General features: G+C 45.0%; 12 protein-coding genes and 1 pseudogene. 9 read left to right on the top strand and 4 right to left on the bottom strand.

Annotated elements, in window-relative coordinates; genetic code table 11:
- Positions 1-76: 76 nt before the first annotated feature.
- Positions 77-511, bottom strand: coding sequence for an L-fucose mutarotase (gene fucU, locus JCM15548_RS18540; protein WP_062128439.1), 435 nt, complete (start codon positions 509-511; stop codon positions 77-79).
- A 29-nt stretch (positions 512-540) separates the two neighbouring features.
- Positions 541-1566, bottom strand: coding sequence for a LacI family DNA-binding transcriptional regulator (locus JCM15548_RS18535; RefSeq protein WP_262487148.1), 1026 nt, complete (start codon positions 1564-1566; stop codon positions 541-543).
- Positions 1567-1858: 292 nt separating this feature from the next.
- Between JCM15548_RS18535 and JCM15548_RS25865 the strand changes: the two genes are divergently transcribed.
- The 3 genes and pseudogenes from JCM15548_RS25865 to JCM15548_RS18525 all read left to right on the top strand — a co-directional run bounded on the left by JCM15548_RS25865 (position 1859) and on the right by JCM15548_RS18525 (position 6847).
- Entirely contained in the window at positions 1859-3490 is a 1632-nt protein-coding gene (locus JCM15548_RS25865; RefSeq protein ID WP_369403716.1) for a DUF5695 domain-containing protein, read from the top strand.
- A pseudogene (locus JCM15548_RS26465) lies at positions 3472-4613 on the top strand (DUF5695 domain-containing protein); the annotation flags it as partial. The gene JCM15548_RS25865 and the pseudogene JCM15548_RS26465, both read left to right, overlap by 19 nt.
- Positions 4613-6847 carry a S9 family peptidase gene (locus tag JCM15548_RS18525; protein ID WP_062128435.1) on the top strand — a complete coding sequence of 745 codons (2235 nt, stop codon included), beginning with the start codon at positions 4613-4615 and terminating at the stop codon, positions 6845-6847. The pseudogene JCM15548_RS26465 and the gene JCM15548_RS18525, both read left to right, overlap by 1 nt.
- 53 nt (positions 6848-6900) lie before the next feature.
- Here the strand turns inward: JCM15548_RS18525 and JCM15548_RS18520 are convergent, their stop codons facing one another.
- On the bottom strand, positions 6901-10548 hold the full coding sequence (locus tag JCM15548_RS18520) for a PAS domain S-box protein (RefSeq protein ID WP_062128433.1): 3648 nt from the start codon (positions 10546-10548) through the stop codon (positions 6901-6903).
- A 102-nt stretch (positions 10549-10650) separates the two neighbouring features.
- Positions 10651-11073 (bottom strand): bacteriohemerythrin, encoded by a 423-nt coding sequence (locus JCM15548_RS18515; RefSeq protein WP_062128426.1) that lies wholly within the window; start codon positions 11071-11073, stop codon positions 10651-10653.
- Between the two features lie 209 nt (positions 11074-11282).
- Here JCM15548_RS18515 and JCM15548_RS18510 point away from each other — a divergent pair, with 209 nt between their 5' ends.
- The 6 genes from JCM15548_RS18510 to JCM15548_RS18485 form a co-directional block, all read left to right on the top strand.
- A complete protein-coding gene (locus JCM15548_RS18510; protein ID WP_062128424.1) occupies positions 11283-11831 on the top strand; it encodes a DNA-3-methyladenine glycosylase I in 549 nt (182 codons plus the stop codon).
- Between the two features lie 138 nt (positions 11832-11969).
- Complete coding sequence (locus JCM15548_RS18505; protein ID WP_062128422.1) at positions 11970-12773, top strand: polysaccharide biosynthesis/export family protein; 804 nt, start codon at positions 11970-11972, stop codon at positions 12771-12773.
- Between the two features lie 36 nt (positions 12774-12809).
- Complete coding sequence (locus JCM15548_RS18500) at positions 12810-15227, top strand: GumC family protein (RefSeq protein ID WP_062128421.1); 2418 nt, start codon at positions 12810-12812, stop codon at positions 15225-15227.
- Between the two features lie 104 nt (positions 15228-15331).
- Complete coding sequence (locus JCM15548_RS18495) at positions 15332-16543, top strand: hypothetical protein (RefSeq protein ID WP_062128420.1); 1212 nt, start codon at positions 15332-15334, stop codon at positions 16541-16543.
- Between the two features lies 1 nt (position 16544).
- The gene (locus JCM15548_RS18490; protein WP_162198283.1) at positions 16545-17144 is read left to right on the top strand and encodes an acyltransferase; all 600 of its coding nucleotides are present in this window, start codon (positions 16545-16547) and stop codon (positions 17142-17144) included.
- Positions 17145-17146: 2 nt separating this feature from the next.
- A partial coding sequence (locus JCM15548_RS18485; protein ID WP_157482947.1) for a hypothetical protein occupies positions 17147-17518 on the top strand: 372 nt, incomplete at its 3' end.

The following is a 17518-nucleotide window of genomic DNA, read 5'->3' as shown; positions in this document are numbered from 1 at the left end:
CAATGATAAAGGGCACGAGGTACCGTCTTTCAATTAGTTTTGGTTGAGACATGGTTGAAGTGTTTTTTGGGACTGATTAAATGATTTGTGTGACCCCTTTCTTAAGGAGAATGTTGCCATATTTGGCTGTTTCGCCGGTCATAACCACGGCAAAGGCTTCCTTGGTCCGTTCATAAAAGGCAAAGCGGTCGATTCGTTCCACGGAGGAAATTTCCGGGTTGGTTTTATGTATGGCGTTCAGGTAGGAATGTTCTACCTGAGGGTCGGGCAAATCACCTTCAACAGCGGCCATCATCACCACGGGGTGAGGTACATAGACATCGAGTTCAAAGAGCGGAAGGATGGCAGCCAGCAAATCGGGGATGCGCAAACCATCGGCACGCAGCACATTTCGATTAAACGACTCCCCCGGGAAGTGGGCGTCTGCCAACACAATTTCATCGCCATGCCCCATTCTTGAAAGGGTGGCCAGTAGTTCCGGACTAATAAGTGGTGAAATTCCTTTTAACATTTGGTGTATGTGTTTTGAAGTTTATACGATTAAATGAGTGTTGCCTGAAATTTAAGAGCGGTTGTTTTTACTTGCGTGGGATGCACAATGTTCTCCATAAGAAGATCAAAAGTTGCTTTGGCTATTTGGTCTTCCGGTTGTTGAATAAACAGGATGTTGGCTGCGCTTATGGAAAGCCAGGGATGTCCGCCAAATGTGGCGATGCCCGTATTTTCAAGCAGGCGATCCCCTTGTTTTTTCAGGTATTGCAATCCGCCACAAGCCAAAATGTGCGAGTCAAAAATCAGGGCATCCGGTTTCTCCGGCGCTTCCATCAGTTTTTCAGTGGCGTGATACCCTTGTTCAATAGTGAATTTATCGGTCAGCTGGAGGCATTTCTGATAGCTGGTCCCTATGGCTTTTAGTCCCCCAAAATATCCCTTCTGGCGTTCCTGATAGAGGTGAATGGATGGGTTGCCTGATAAGTAGGCGATTTTGGTGTAACCACGACTGTGAAGTGTGGTAACCACATTTCTCAGGGTGGACAAATTATCCAATTCCACAGTGGAAGTTTTTAAGGAGGAAGAGATTCGGTCAAAACCCACCATGGGGATTTTGTAGTGATCGAGTTGCTGAAAATGAGAAGTGTCGGTGGTTTCCATGGAAATGGAAGCGATGACGCCGGCAATGTTTTGCTGTATGATGGACTTAAGAATTTCTTTTTCCTGCTCCACTGATTCTTCGGACTGGAAAACGGCCACAATGTACCCGGCCTCAAAGGCCAACCGTGTGATGATGCTGACAAAGTTAGAAAAGAAGCTGTGGTGGATATTGGGGACAATGACCCCGATGATGTTACTTCCGGATCCTCGCAGCTGAAGGGCGTTGCGATTTACCTGATATCCTTTTAAGGCAGCGTATTTCAACACCTTTTCCCGGGTGGCCTGATTGATTTCTGAACGAGACCGCAAGGCCCTTGAAACAGTTGAATGGTGCAGGCCCATTTCCCGGGCAATATCTTTAATGGTAATTCGCTTCATGTAACAGCTTTTTACAAACATAAACATTTTTTGCACACGTGTGCATAAAGTTGGCACTATTTTTTTAGCGACTGTTAAGTCGGTTAACCCAATCCATGTTAAATTTTGCTTATTTTTGTAGCACTAAAATGAGAAAAATGACCGTATTTATTCATCCCAATAATCTTTATAAAAGATACGGAGTGGGCTTGTTTGAGTGTTGGATTCTATAAATCGCACGGCCTCCTGGCTTTTCTCTTCTCTCTAATTTTTCCCAAAAATAAAATCGATCTTATTCCTGTCAGACAAGGATAAGGATGTGGATGTCGTGCTATCAAATTTTATCATCATGAAATTATTAAAGGCCATAAAAAGATGCCTGTCCGGAAGGACGGCATCTGGTCCATTTTTATTCGGCATTTTGGGCTTCTCGTTTAGCGCCATGGCTGTCAGTGATCTGACCGCCCAGAAAAACAGGGATGCTTCATTATCAGTGCTGAAGTTTTCGACCCCTTCTTTTAACCTCTCTGTGGATGCTTTCACACAAACGGCGATCGAGCTGTCTCCGGTGGCAGAACGTGGATTTAATTATACCACGGGCGAGTGGGCGGAGCTTAGAAAAGGCGACGGATATTATCAACTGGGCGATGTCAACTTCAGGGTGAAGTCGGAAAGTGCCGTTGGCTGGACCAGTTATTCAACTGCGGCCCAAAGAGGAGCTGTGGAGGAGTTGGAGAATGATGACCCGGGGGTACTGACAGTTGCCAGCTTGAACGCGACACTTCAGGAAGGTTTGCCGCTTGAAGTACTGCGCTTTTGGGAATACGCGGACGACAAGCTGGTCTTGCGTTTTGAATTCAGAAACACCCGGGATGAAATCATTGAAATCGGCGCCTTGGGCATTCCGATGATCTTTAACAATATCCTTCACGAGAAACATCTGGATGAGGTGCATGCCGAAAACGTATTTTTTGATCCTTACATGGGGATGGATGCGGGGTACTTGCAAGCTGTTCGCCTGAGTGGTGAAGGTCCGGTTCTTCTGGTGCTGCCGCATGGAAAAACGCCTTTTGAGGCCTATCGTCCCTTACTCGATGATCCCATGCCACGCGGCATTACTTTCGAAGGGTTTCATGAATGGATGGTACACAGTAAAGCTTATGCAGACGATGAGTGGCGTGAGGCGGAACCTTGGAACAAGCCAACCTCCGTGATTCTTTTGCCTGGCGAGTCCTATTCGATTGGTGTTGAATTGGTCATGGCCGAAAGTGTGCAAAATATTGAGGAAACCCTGATTAAACATGGAAGGCCTGTGGCGGTTGGATGGCCGGGGTACGTTTTACCGCAGGATGTAGCGGGGTTTTTGTTTTTGAGGCATGAACAACCAATAGCTTCCCTTGTGGTTGAGCCCCATGGGGCTCTGACCATTGAGGAAGACTCTGCAACTCAAGACTGGAAGAAGTACCAGGTTAAGGGAAACAAATGGGGACGGGCCCGGCTTTCTGTTACTTATGAAGACGGGACCTTACAGACCATTCATTACAAGGTGATTAAGTCTGAGACGGAAGTGGTGGCCGATAATGGTCGTTTCCTGACCACCGAACAATGGTTGGATGATGAAAGTGATCCGTTTGGACGCGGCCCCTCTGTCATTACTTACGATTATGAGGAGAAACAGAAGGTCACACAGGACAGTCGCGTCTGGATCGCCGGACTCAGCGATGAAGGCGGGGCCGGAAGCTGGCTCAATGCCATCATGAAGCAATTGGTGCAGCCCGATCCGGCAGAAATCGCCAGGATGGAAGACTTTGTCAACCAAACCATGTGGGGAGGCATTCAGTATTCGGAAGGACCCCACAAATTCGGCGTCCGAAAAAGTCTGTTTTATTACGAACCGACAGTAGGCCGGAGGGCACTTACCGGGAGGACGTTAATTATAGCACTTGGGCGGCCTGGAGCAAGGAAGCTTCAGAGTCCGTAGAACGTTCCTATAATTATCCCCATGTGGCTGCTGCGCACTGGGTCATGTACCGTCTGGCACGCAACTATAAGGGATTGGTCACACAGCGATCGTGGTCCTGGTACCTGGAAAATGCTTTTCATACCTCCATGGCCATGGTCGAACATGCCCCGCACTATGCGCAATTCGGACAAATGGAAGGAACTGTTTTCCTTCTGGTGTTGGAGGATCTGAAACGGGAAGGATTGAAGGATATGGCAGAAAAACTGGAATCTGCCATGCGTGAAAGAGCCGAACACTGGGCTTCTCTCAATTATCCTTTTGGCAGCGAAATGCCGTGGGACTCTACAGGGCAGGAAGAGGTCTATATGTGGTCGAAATATTTTGGCTTCGACGAAAAAGCCACCGTTACTTTAAAGGCCATCCTGCTTACATGCCTACGGTGCCTCACTGGGGATACAATGGCAGTGCCCGTCGTTACTGGGATTTTTTGTATGCCGGCAAATTGTCCCGTGTCGAACGTCAGCTCCATCATTACGGTTCAGCCTTGAATGCCATTCCCGTTTTACATGCTTACAAAGAATCGCCAAATGATTTTTATTTGTTGCGCGTAGGCTATGGTGGTTTGATGGGCGCTATATCGAATATCACTCCGGATGGATTTGCTCCGGCTGCCTTCCATTCTTTTCCATCAACACTGGAAATCGACGGAATATCCGGAGATTATGGCTCCGGTTTTTTTGGTTATGCCATCAATACGGCCTCTTTCATGGTTAATCATGAAGTCTATGGTTGGTTGGCCATGGGAGGGAATATCAGCAAGTCCGGCGGATGGATCACCATGGATTTGACGACTGCCGCCCGCTCACGGGTCTTTATTGCTCCCGAGGGACTCGAGGTGTCACTGGAGGCTGGCAAAATAAAAAGGGTGTCCTACCATCCTGAATCGGGAGAATTACGCGTGGTGCTGGATGCCAAGAATGATTACACCCCGGATGCTTTTTTGGACTTGAAATTAAATGGAGTCTCGCCGGGTGAAAAGTATCTCCTCTCAAAATTTTCCAAAAACACCCGTGGGCTTTATGAAATTCCTTTGAAGAAAAAGGAAAGAACGCTAATTATTAAAAAACAAATACTACGCTGATGAGACGTCTGATTTTTTTATTGTCTTTGTTTGTTACCGGACTGTTGCTGAATGCACAAATCACTAAAGAGGATTACCAAAGGGCCGACGCGGTATCGAAGTTTCGAGACCTGGTTTTGAACGATGTGCTTGAGCTAAATTGGATCGATTCCAGCTCGGTGTTTTGGTATAAAACGAGGGTGGCGCCCGATACGGTTCGCTTTTATATCGTGGATGCCCAAAAACAGGAAAAGCGCCCCGCTTTTAATCATGAGAGACTGGCTTTGGCGCTCAGGGAAGCGCTGAAGACAAATGGCCGGGCCAACCGACTGACCTTGGAGCAGTTGAAACTTAGTGCCGACATCAAAAGTTTTACATTTGAGCACAAAGATTCTGTGTGGAAATGTCATATGGAGGACGACTATCGACTGGAAGCCTTAAAGCCTGTTGAGAAAAGAAGGAATGGTGGCCATTGGGGAAAAACCCGTGATGAGTTGGGCAATGATCCCGTGGCGTCTCCGGATGAGAAAAAAGAAGCCTTTATTCGGGACTACAATTTGTTTGTCAGATATTTGGACAGTGATAAAGTGGTTCAGTTAAGTTTCGACGGGGCAGCTGGTGACCTCTATTCCTCTTACGTTTCGTGGTCGCCTGATTCCCGCTACCTGACCACCAATCAGGTCCGGCTTCACGAAAAACGGTACATGCAGTTTGTGGAGTCATCGCCTGAGGGACAATTGCTGCCAAAATTGCACAAAATTGAATATCTGAGAGCGGGTGACGCCCTGCCCATTCATCGGCCCACCTTGTTTGATGTGGATCAGGAGAAACAGATGGAGATAGATACCCGCCCATTTGAAAACCAATATGCCCTTTCCAACGTCAGGTGGTCGCCCGATAGCCAGGCTTTTACCTTTGAGTTCAATCAACGTGGACACCAACGGTATCAGGTGGTCAGGGTCGATGTGGCGTCCGGAAACACCAAAATTCTTATCGATGAGCAGAGTGATACATTTATCGATTACAGTGGCAAGCGTTACCGCTATGATGTGAAGGATACCGGTGAGATTATCTGGGCTTCGGAGCGCGATGGCTGGAACCATCTCTACCTTTTTGACGGAGAAAGCGGGCAACTGAAAAACCCTATTACCACGGGCCGGTGGGTGGTTCGGGGCGTTGAGCAGGTGAACACAGAGGAGCGTTTTATTATCTTTCGGGGAAGCGGTCGTAACAGCAACGAAGATCCCTATTTTGAACACTATTACCGGGTAGGTTTTGATGGTAAGGGACTGACGGAGCTGACACCTGAAGAAGGTCAGCATCGTGCCCGGTTTTCGCACAACCAGCAATTCTTTGTGGATACTTATTCTTCTCCGGATGTGGCCCCGGTTGGCGTTTTGCGACGAACTTCGGATGGACAGCTTTTGATGACTCTGGAAGAGGCGGATTTGTCACATTTGATTGTAAAAGGGTGGCGGGCACCCGAGCCCTTTGTCGCCAAAGGGCGCGACGGAAAGACCGATATCTGGGGAAATATTTATCGGCCCACCAACTTTGATCCGGAAAAATCTTATCCGGTTATTGAATACATCTATGCCGGTCCACACAGCTCCTTTGTGCAGAAAAGCTTTACCCCTTATATGGCCCCCTTTAGCAGTCTGGCCGAGTTGGGCTTTATCATTGTACAGATAGACGGTATGGGCACCTCTAACCGCAGCAAGGCCTTTCACGATGTTTGTTATAAGAATCTGAAGGATGCCGGGTTTCCGGATCGGATTTTATGGATAAAAGCTGCGGCTGAAAAATATGCTTATATGGATACCACCAGAGTCGGTATATTTGGTGCATCGGCAGGCGGCCAGAGTGCCATGGGTGCCCTTCTTTTTCATCCTGACTTTTACACTTCAGCGGTGGCTTCCTGTGGCTGTCACGATAACCGAATGGATAAGATCTGGTGGAATGAGCAATGGATGGGCTACCCGGTTGGTCCACATTACGCGGAATCATCGAATGTTGACAATGCCCATCTTTTAGAGGGACAATTAATGCTGATTGTGGGTGAGAACGACGATAATGTGGATCCCGCTTCCACCATGCAGGTGGCCGATGCGCTGATTGAAGCGGACAAAGACTTTGAGCTGCTTGTCCTGCCCGGCGTTAATCACACCCTGGGCGGGAAGTACGGGGAGCGCAGGCGACGTGATTTTTTTGTCCAAACCCTGCTGCAAAAAGTAACACCCGAATGGAACAAATAGGCCACTGGAGTCCGGTCGTCCCTACAGGAAAGGTTCATGCACGCGCCAATAAGTTATTGGCGCGACGTATGCCCGATGGAGGCTGTAATGGTTTTTAATTTTTCAAGTAAGAGGTTGGCTTTGACTGGCTTGGTCAGATAGTCATTGCATCCGGCCTCTATGGCTGCCTGTTCATCGCCCGGCATGGCGTAGGCCGACTGGGCGATGATCTTGACTTTGTCGCCAGAATTTCGAAGGTGTTTGGCTACCTCCAGGCCACTGATGTCTGGCAGTCGGATGTCCAGAAGTATAACATCGGGTTTTTCTTTTTTGGCCAATTCAATGGCCAGATGGCCGGTGGTGGCCATTACCAGATGGATAAGGTCATCGTTTAAAATGGCTTCGTAATACATGCGGCTGATGGGGTCATCTTCTACCAGCAGTATTTTAATTTTTTTGTTGACGGTGACGTTTTCTTCTTTTAAAGGCGCCTCTTGATCCAGTACTTCTTTGGTCGTATTGGGTAAATGAAATTCAAAGGATGCGCCTTTGTCCTTGTCCGAAGCAACGGTTATTTCGCCTCCCATGAGTTGGACAATTTTTTTCACAATGGAAAGCCCCAGGCCAGTCCCGCCATAATGCCGGGAAATGCTTTCATCGGCCTGAGAAAAACGGTCAAATATTTGTTTTTGCTTGGAGGGGTCAATGCCTATGCCTGTATCCGTTACAAAGAAGGTGATTTTTTCAGGCGTCCTTTTTTTAATACCGAACGAAATGGCTCCGGCAGGAGTAAATTTTAGGGCATTGTCCAGTAAGTTCGTAAATACCTGCGTCAGACGTGTTTCATCGCCCGTCATAAACAGGTGCTCATCGCTTAAGAATAGTTTGAGTTGAATCTGTTCCTTGCCAAGGTCTTCCATTTTTTTACGATACAGGGTCTCCAATGATTGAAGCGTGTCGCATAGATTGAATTCCCTGTTTTCAATGGAAAACTGTCCGGCATCCAGTTTTGATATTTCCAGAATGTCGTTAATTAATTGCATCAGACTTTCAGCACTGCGGTTAATAATGGCCGAGTATTCCATTCTTCTGCTTTTGGGAGGCAGCTCCTCTCCTGTGATCAAACCGGTAAAACCAAGGATGCCATTCAGGGGCGTCCGGATTTCATGACTCATATTGGCCAGAAAGGCCGATTTCAAGCGGTCGTTTTCCTCCGCTTTTTCTTTGGCGGCAACCACATCCCGAAGCAATTGCTGTTTTTCGGTGATGTCGTGAACAATGGAATGAAGATATTCTTTGCCCATAATAACGACCCGGCTGGAATAAATTTCCACATCGCGTATTTCGCCATTGGCCAGGCGATGTTTAACTTCAAAATGATTGTTTTTACTTTGTCTGGCTTGTTCAAGGCTTTCTGCGAGCTCGTTCCTGTCCATGGTGTTAATCTCATGGATGCTCATTTGCTTCAATTCTTCGATGGACCAGCCATAAAAGTCGGCCGCTGCCTGATTCACGTTTTCAATTTGTCCCGTAAAAGGATCGAGCAAAAAGTGAACGGCAGAATGTCTTTCAAATAATCGGCGGAATTTCTCCTCACTCACTCTAAGGTTTTCTCGGGCCTCTGTCAGTTCGGTCACGTCCACAGAGAGGGCGGTTATCCCGGCAATTTGGCCTTTTATTTGAATGGGGTTTAACCAGACGCTGAAAAAGTGTTTTTGACCATAAATGCTTTCTGAGAATTCAAAATTGACCTTGCTGCCCTGCAATGCCGCGTCGTACTTGCTTTTCCAATAGGATTTCAGGTCTGGTGTAAGGATGGAAACCAAATCCACCCCCATTTCCAGTAAGACACCGTAGGCCGCTTTATAGGAATCTCTGAAATAGTCGTTGCACACAATCAACCGGTAATCGCTATCCAGCGACCAGATCGACTCATTTCTGTTATTGATAAGTGAAATAAGGTTCGATCGTGAAGTCAACAGCTCGTTTTCAATCTCTTTTTGTTCGGTGATGTCCTGAATGGTACCAATCATGCTAATGGCATCTCCGGAATCATCATAAGTCAGCTGGCCGTGTCCATGCACCCATCGTTCCCTTCCATCGTTGAAGCGGATGATTTTATATTCCTTGTTAAATGGTTGGCGATCCCCTACAACGGTGTTAATAAAATAGTGCATCATTTCTCTTTGCTGCTCCGGATGTACGAGATTATTCCAGCTTTCCAGTGTCTTTTCAAAGTTTTCATCGATGCCAAGGATCTCATTCATTATGGGCGATGAAGTCCAGTCGTTTTTTTGGATGTTCAAATGATAAGTGCCTATGTGACCAATTCTCTGGGTTTCATGCAGGAAAAACTGCTGTTCTTTGAGTTCCAACTCCGTTTGCTTCAGTGTGGAAATGTCCAGCATGACACCCCTTAGCTTAATCGGACTGTTATCTTTTGTTTCTACCGTCACTAAATCACGTACCCAAAGGTATTCGCCGTTCTTTTTTCTGAACCGGTATTCCAGAGAATGGTTCTGTCCCGTTTTAGCAGAATCAGCGCAATAGCTGCTGGCGCTTTCTCTTTCCTGCGAATGAATGTTTTGTTTCCAAAATTCGAGGTTGGTCCATTCCTCAGGTTTCCAGCCTGTTCTGTCTTTAACTTGTGGGGCTACATAAATGAATTTATCTTTGCGGAGGTCATATTCCCAGGAAATGGCATCCGTGGTTTCAACCAATTCACGGTATTTAATTTCACTGGCTTCCAGAAGAGCTTGCTGTAAATGTTCTTCTGTTTGATCTCTGAAAACCAACACCACACCCACAATTTTCCCCTCCGCATCTTCAATGGGTGCCCCACTATCGGCAATGGGAATTTCGTCTCCATTTTTGGCCACCAAGAGGGTGTGGTTGGCCAGGCCGACAATGGTGCCGGACTCCAGCACTTTTGTGACGGGCGATTCAACGATTTTGCGACTCTGTTCATTGATGATATGGAAAACTTTCTCAAGCGGCTTGCCCAGAGCCTCCGCTTCGGTCCACCCCGTTAACTGTACCGCGACCAGGTTCATCAGGGTAATCTTACCTTTTTTGTCGGTGGTAATCACCGCATCGCCAATGCTGTATAAGGTGGTTCGGTACCTTTTTTCTGAGAAACTGAGCTTTTCATCGCTGATGACTTTTTTCTGTTCTCTTCCCAGTAGGGCGCCAATTATCATGAAGGTGGCCGGGAAAATGAGCAGCACCGGCAGCCATATTCGTCCAATGATCTCCATACCAACAGGCCAGGGGAATAGCAGCTGGCTGCCCAGCATGACCAGATGAACGATAACGCCAATATACAGGAGTTGAAATAAGTTGAGTTGGTAGGCTTTATTTTTGAAATATTGTCGGAACAGAACACCCGTCGCCGAACAGAGAATAATGGTGCTTACCCCGGCATAAACGCCTGCACCGCCGGCCATTATTCTGTATATGCCAGCCATAGTGGCAGAAATAAGTGCGGGAATCCATCCCCCAAACAATCCGGATAAAGCGAGGATCACCGATCTTCCGTCGAAAAAGACGCCTTCGTCGTAATTAAACGGCGTCAGCATTCCGGCTATGGCTACCAAACCAAACCAAATGCCAATGGTTATGCGGAAAGTCCTTGGTTTACCATGAAGCTTTTGGAGAAAAAGCCCGTAAAACGTAGAGAGGGCAATCAGTAGTGCAATATTATGGATAAGGTTAATCAGCATCGCATTTCCGGCATTAAATTTTTAATGGAAGCCAATTTACATAAAATTATTTGTAAATATTCATGCAGCAATGAAGAAATGAACCTTAAATTTGGAGCCTTCTTAACTTTCCTTTCCCAATTCATGCCTGCATTGTATTTCAATGAATTGAGAGAGTCTGGCATCTGAGTGCCGGGTGTGCGATTTCAACCATTCAGTCACAAATTCTTCCAGATCCCCGTAGTCAAAGTCTTCAACATCCAATGAGCCAATCAGCTCTGCCAGTTTGTGCCTCAGGACATCGTGCTCCTTTTTGTGGAGTTCACAATCGGGACAGTCAAACATGACCAACAAATTTTCTTCGCTTGTAAAATGAAAATCAAGGAAGAGATACAATTCCTTAATAAGGCTTTTTCTGAGGCCGGCACTCAGATGGTTGGTGTGCGAATATTGAATTTTGTTCAGGATCTCATAAATCATATCGTGCTCCCTGTCTACCCCCTCAAGCGCTTTTGCCAGCACTTCTTTTCTATCTACCCTACCCATAAATGATTCAACCTTTTTACCGTTACTAATTCAACTTTCTGCTTCACAAAGTTGGTTTATTCCTATTGGGTTACAGGTTTTCTTTGTTTTGTACGTGAGCGTTATGTTTTGGATACATTTATTGATATGGAAATGTGATCTTTTTTAATATTTGTCCGATATTTACAGGCATTCCACCGTGGTTTTTACTTTTTAAATTATTCCAAATTATGTCTTACTGTAAATATGTAGAAACACTTTCAGGCCCTAAAAGGGCGCTTCATAAGAATTACCACGATTATCATTATGGGTTCCCTCTTCATGATGACAATGAGTTGTTTGGTCGTTTAATTATGGAGATTAATCAGGCCGGATTGAGTTGGGAAACCATTTTGAAGAAGGAGGCTTCCTTTCGGAAGGCCTATGATCATTTCGACATCGAAATGATTGCTGCCTACGGCGAGAAGGATCGGGAGCGACTCCTGAACGATGCCGGCATTATCCGCAACAAACTTAAAGTCAATGCGGCCATCGAGAATGCCAGGGCCATTCTGCTGCTGAAAAAAGAATTTGGTTCATTCGAAAAATGGCTGGAACACCATCATCCCATGACCAAAGACGAATGGGTCAAACTTTTTAAAACAACATTTAAGTTCACCGGGGGTGAAATTGTGAATGAGTTTTTAATGAGTATCGGTTATTTGCCGGGCGCACATGATGAAGATTGTATTGTTTTTGATAAAGTACTGAAAAATCAGCCTTTGTGGTCCGTTAAATGACACCGCTTGTCTCTGCTTTTTTGTCGTTCAGCAGACTTTATCCTAAATTGATCAAATGGTCTGACTTTTAGTTCTATTATTCCTTGGCATTGTCTTAAATTGTATTTATATATTATTTACAGTTAATAAGGCTGTGCTATGACAGAAAAGAATGATATGCCTTTTCATAATTGGCATCGACCTTTTTTCTTTTTAATGGTCATTGGGTATGTTTTGTCTTCGTGTGTCAGTCAGCGAGATATGGCGTATCTTCAACATGCCGGTACAGATATTGCCTCTTTTGATGAAGCCCATTTGGAGGATTATTTATTAAAACCGAACGATGATCTCTTCATTCAAATCAGCAGTCTTGACGATGTTTCTTCAAATGTTTTCTCCGGCACCAATGCGCAGCAATCCATGCAGATGGGTGTCATGCAGGCTTATGGCGCTTCTTTGGTCGCTTACACCATCGATAAGGATGGTTTTTTGCATTTGCCTGTTGTGGGAATGTTGTTTGTGCAAGGGAAATCCCTGACTCAGGTCAGTCTTCTGATAGAGGAATCCTTAAAGAATGTTTTAAGTCAACCGGTTGTCACTGTTAAACTGGTCAACAGGTATGTTTCCGTGCTTGGGGAAGTCCGTAGTCCTGGGCATTTTACCTACGCCAAAGAGAAGATGACGATTTTTGATGTGCTTAGTCTGGCCGGTGATGTGACCGTATATGGCAACCGCAAACAGGTGATACTTACTAGGAATGAAGGAGGTGAAAATAGTCGAATCTGCTTGGATCTGACGAAATCGGACATTTTATCTTCAAACTATTACTACATCAGGCCTAATGATATCGTTTATGTCCAGCCCTTGCAAAAACGGTTTTGGGGCCTGAGAGAGTTTCCTTATACGGTTATATTGTCTTCCATTACTACAGCGTTGTTGATCTACAATGTGGTGAATCAATAGAGAAAAGGAATAAGCGTTTCTTTATAAGTGTAAAATATGGTACCCGAAAATCACAGAGTGGTAGCTCCTGAAGAAAGCGATCTTAGGCGACTTTGGGATCTTGTAGTCAGGAATTACAAGGTATTCCTTATCAGCATAAGTGTGGCTTTAGTGGTTGCCTATGCCATTAATAAATATTCAGTGCCTGTTTACCGTATTTCTGCCTCCCTGCTTATTAAAGAAAGTCCGAATAGTGCGCAGAACAACAATATGAATGATTATCTCAATAGCAATATATTCGGGATCAATCAAAATTTTCAAAATGAGCTGTGGGTTTTAAAATCTTCACCCGTTATTGAGGAAACCATAAGAAATCTTGGCTTGTCCATTGGTTATTGTCGAAAAGACGGCTTCCAGCAATTAGAAGCCTATAATGCCGTGCCCTTCGAGGTCATACTTTTGAGAGATTATATTCAGCCTGTTAATGAATGGTTTTATATCACCTTCAGGGATTCCTCCCGTTTTAATTTAAGGGTTGCTTCAAAGCGAGCCACTTTTAGAGTCCCCGATCAATATGGTTACAGCTACCAAAAAGAAAATTGGGAATTTGAGAGAAATGCCCGTTTTGGCGAGCTCATTAAAACAGATGATTTGGCATTTATTCTTAAACCGAACATTGCGCATCTCCGGCATCTGCATACGAATGAGACATATGGATTCATAATATCTGAAGTTACTGCCTTGACAAATAGTTATAAACAGCAGTTGGAATTCAACATTGTTGAGCGGGATGCCACTATTGTGGAAATAGTACTAAGGTCATCGTCGGTCGCCAAGGCACAGGACATTCTGAATGAACTGATGGCTGTTTATTCTCAGCAGAATCTTGAAAGAAAGAATCATATTGCCAACGTTACCATTGGTTATATTGACTCACAACTGGCTGAGATCTCCGATTCCTTAAGTCAGACGGAACAAGACTTACAGCAATTTCGGTCTTCATCGCAATTGCTCAATGTTACTTCACAGTCCAACGAATTATCGGCCCAATACCGGGAGCTTCAAAATCAGAAAGCCGAGCTGCTCACCAATAAGCGGTATTACGACTATCTGGGCGAGTATCTGTCCAACAGTGAGGAGGACTATTCTGAACTGATTTTGCCCTCGTCAATGGGCATACAGGACCAGGTGCTTAATAATCTGATGTCGGAGTTGATCACTGCCCATGCCCAGCGTTCCAATCTTATTCAAAACAGACAGGAAAGAAATCCATTGGTTCAGAGATTGACCATTCAGATTGAGAATTTGCGAGAGACCATTTCTGAAAATGTGTCTGCTGTACGTCGTGCCAGTGAAATGTCCATTGATGAGATGGATAAGCGCATTCAGAGCATTGAATCTGAAATTGCCCGACTGCCCAGAAATGAGCAGCGCTTAGGTGGTATCCAGCGACAGTTTCGACTCAACGATGCCATCTATAATTATCTTTTGGAGAAAAGGGCTGAGGCAAAAATTTCGCAGGCTTCTAATTTACCTGATAACATGGTGATTGAACCGGCAAAGATGGTGGGCACAGGCCCGTTTTTTCCCAACAGACGGAAAAATTACCTGTTTGCCTTTGTATTAGGTTTTGCCATTCCTTTCGGAACATTGCTGTTAAAAAACATTTTGAATAATAAACTGGAGGCGAAGGATAATTTGGCGCATTTAACGGATGCGCCGTTATTAGGTAAGATTTTGCATCACGTAAGAAGCAGCAACAACGTTATGTCGGGTTTTCCCAAATCTGATACTGCCGAAAGCTACCGGGCTTTGCGCACAAATATTGAATTTTATTTCAGAGATCTTTCCCGGAAATCTATTCTGGTCACTTCCAGTGTGGAAGGGGAAGGAAAGACTTTTACGGCACTGAATCTGGCCGTTTGTTATGCCCAGTTAAACCGTAAAACCATCTTGGTAAATGTCGACTTGCGCAAGTCCACACAGTACTTTCCCAAAGATGAGAAGCCGGTGCCTGGACTGAGCAACTACTTAAGTGGACAAGCGGATATGGATGCGGTTATTAGCACTTCTTTGCAGGTAAATCTGGATTATATACCATCCGGATCACTGCCGCCCAATCCTGTAGAGCTGATTGCTCAGGGAAATATTCATGAATTGATTCAGCGGCTAAAGGAAAGTTATGATTGTGTAATTCTGGATTCAACGCCTTTGGCGCAGGTCAGTGATGCTTATTTATACATCAATGATGTGGACATTGTATTGGTCGTGGCCCGCTTTAATTATACTTTAAAAAAGATGTTTGCGATGGTTATGGAGGAGTTAAAGCAGAAAGGTGTTGGCAATACCTGTGTTGTGTTGAATGATAGTCGTTTGAACAGCGACCAATATGGTTATGGATATAACAAAAGAAGGGTGAGAGGGCTTAAGGATTTTCGAAATTGGTGGACCAGAATAAAGAATATATTCAGATAAGTGGATGCGCATGACGGAGCAGGTGGTAGTTGGTTTTTTGTATTGATTTATAGTTGGTTATGTGACTGACCGGGCGAAGCCGTTTCTGAACTTAATAAAGACGGATGCAAGCTAAAGAGAAACTGTTTGTTTTTGTTTTGTTGTCATTAAACTTTCTGCAATGGTTTTCCATCGTGGAGTCGGAATATGGATTGCCTCAAATGATCAAGTACCTTTTTTCTGTTTTTGCGCTGGGCGCGATGATTTATTACCGGTGGACCAATCCATCCCGACCCTTTGAAACCAAAACGTATGATCCGGTTATTGTCTTTTTTGTGGTTTGGTCGGTTTATTTGCTGGTTGAAGCATCATTCGGTTTTAATGATGTTTTTTACATTCAGCGGGTGCTGGGCCAGCGCTATTTTTACTTGCCTTACCTCTTACCTTTAATCCTCTTGTACACGCGGTTCGATTTGGCGTTTTTTGCTTATTTTTTGAAAACAGCTTCCGTTTTAATCGGGGTTTCTATTGTTATTCAGTTTTACGTTATGGGCTTTAGCATGGGGGGCGGGATGTATGAGCCCCTGCATCGGATTGGACTTTTTGATATTGGAAGTGGCCTGGTATTGCTGACTGTGCATTTTTTGAGTAAAAAAGTAAGTGCTTATATGATTGTTTTTTATTTTCTTATTTCCATTTTTTTATTTGCACATTTTGGTCGAAGAGGCTTGTTTTTGGAATCGGTGTTGCTCCTTATAGCTATGATAAGCATTCGCTTGAAGAGTTCTTTGTTGGTGGTCAGAGAGCGGATGACCCTCTATTTTTATATTTTTCTTTTCGGATTATTTGTCTTTGTTTTATTCGAACCGGTGATTAGCTCCACTTTTATTTTTCAGAGAGGCTTTGATGAAAGTGCTATTCAGGCATCCAGAGGCAGGGTGTTTGATGATTTTTTTGACGACTTTGTGGGAACTGGCGATTGGGTTTTTGGTCGGGGGCTGGATGGACACGTCTTACGGACGATTGCTCTGGATGAAACTGAGCAGCTAATTGAAAACGGGTTTTTGACCATTCTCTTAAAGGGCGGTTTGCTTTACCTGGTGCCCATGTTGCTAATTATGTTAAAGGCTGCTTATCTTGGCTTTTATAAAAGCAACAATGATTTGGCCAAAGGTCTGGCCGCTTTGGTTCTGCTTCATATCATGTCTATGATGTTGTTTGGATTGCCTGATTATTCGGCCCATTATGTGATGGTATGGGTGGCTGTTTCTGGTTGTTTGTCGGCAATGGTCCGGCAGCCTGATAACCACCAGGTCACTTTAATGATGAATGCATAAAATGAAGATGTCCAATATTGGTAATTCTCTGGCAAATGTCTGTGATAATTTAAGCCGAAAATGCTTGTCTTTTTTCGTCACATTATTGATGAAGGTGAACATGACCATCCGGGGAGTTGAATACGGCAGGCATCTTCGATTTTATGGCTTTGCAAAGTTTAAGCGGGCCAATAAGGGTTTGATTAACGTGGGATCTCATTGCATTTTTAACTCTTCACACACCTCCAATTTGATTGGTGTTAATCGCCCCTGTCTTTTTTCGGCACTGCTGCCTGATAGTCGGCTGGTAATAGGTCATCATTGCGGATTTAGCGGTACAGTTATCGGTTGTTTTGTTCGAATCACACTGGGCAATCATGTGAAATGTGGTGCCAATACGCTGATTACCGACTCTGATTGGCACTTGGAGGATGCCCGAACGGGTAAGCCCCAACCAATAGTTATTGAGGACAATGTTTGGCTGGGGGTCAACGTGACTGTTCTCAAAGGGGTTCGGATAGGCGCCAATTCAGTCATTGGTGCCCATAGTCTGGTCGTTAAAGATATTCCTGCCAATGTGATTGCGGCGGGTAATCCTTGTAAGGTGATAAAAGCATTATAGCAATGTGCGGAAGGTCCATTCTCTTTTTTTTTAATGGTAAATATCCCGATGGCATGGCCATGAGCAACCGTATTCATCTTTATGGTAAATGTCTCCATGCTGCCGGATTTCAGGTCTCCGTGGTTGTGCCTGGTGAAAATAGAGTGGGAGAGCAAAGGTGGCATGAAGAGGTGCCTTACAGCGTTATAAAGAATCCCCTTGTTTTTCGTAATTATTTGCTCCGGCAAATAAATGGCTTTTGGGCCGCTTTGGTCTATGCCAGGCATTGTTTCGTTTTAGCTAAAAAGCACGCGGTGATCTTTATTTGCGGACTGGGATGGTTTGCTGCTTGGCTGGCGTGTTTGGGGGGGGCAGGCAGGGGGAGCGCGCATGGG

It is taken from the genome of Geofilum rubicundum JCM 15548 (genome assembly GCF_000974365.1).
In the GTDB taxonomy this organism is placed as follows: domain Bacteria; phylum Bacteroidota; class Bacteroidia; order Bacteroidales; family Marinilabiliaceae; genus Geofilum; species Geofilum rubicundum.
This window is presented reverse-complemented; position numbering and strand designations above follow the sequence as displayed.

Excerpts from the sequence above, each read along its gene's own strand:
- JCM15548_RS18510 (WP_062128424.1), top strand. The coding sequence starts at position 11,283 with ATGTCTTACTGTAAATATGTAGAAACACTTTCAGGCCCTAAAAGGGCG.
- JCM15548_RS18500 (WP_062128421.1), top strand. The coding sequence starts at position 12,810 with ATGGTACCCGAAAATCACAGAGTGGTAGCTCCTGAAGAAAGCGATCTT.
- fucU (WP_062128439.1), bottom strand. The coding sequence starts at position 511 with ATGTTAAAAGGAATTTCACCACTTATTAGTCCGGAACTACTGGCCACC.
- JCM15548_RS25865 (WP_369403716.1), top strand. The coding sequence starts at position 1,859 with ATGAAATTATTAAAGGCCATAAAAAGATGCCTGTCCGGAAGGACGGCA.
- JCM15548_RS18525 (WP_062128435.1), top strand. The coding sequence starts at position 4,613 with ATGAGACGTCTGATTTTTTTATTGTCTTTGTTTGTTACCGGACTGTTG.
- JCM15548_RS18495 (WP_062128420.1), top strand. The coding sequence starts at position 15,332 with ATGCAAGCTAAAGAGAAACTGTTTGTTTTTGTTTTGTTGTCATTAAAC.
- JCM15548_RS18490 (WP_162198283.1), top strand. The coding sequence starts at position 16,545 with ATGAAGATGTCCAATATTGGTAATTCTCTGGCAAATGTCTGTGATAAT.
- JCM15548_RS18515 (WP_062128426.1), bottom strand. The coding sequence starts at position 11,073 with ATGGGTAGGGTAGATAGAAAAGAAGTGCTGGCAAAAGCGCTTGAGGGG.
- JCM15548_RS18505 (WP_062128422.1), top strand. The coding sequence starts at position 11,970 with ATGACAGAAAAGAATGATATGCCTTTTCATAATTGGCATCGACCTTTT.
- JCM15548_RS18520 (WP_062128433.1), bottom strand. The coding sequence starts at position 10,548 with ATGCTGATTAACCTTATCCATAATATTGCACTACTGATTGCCCTCTCT.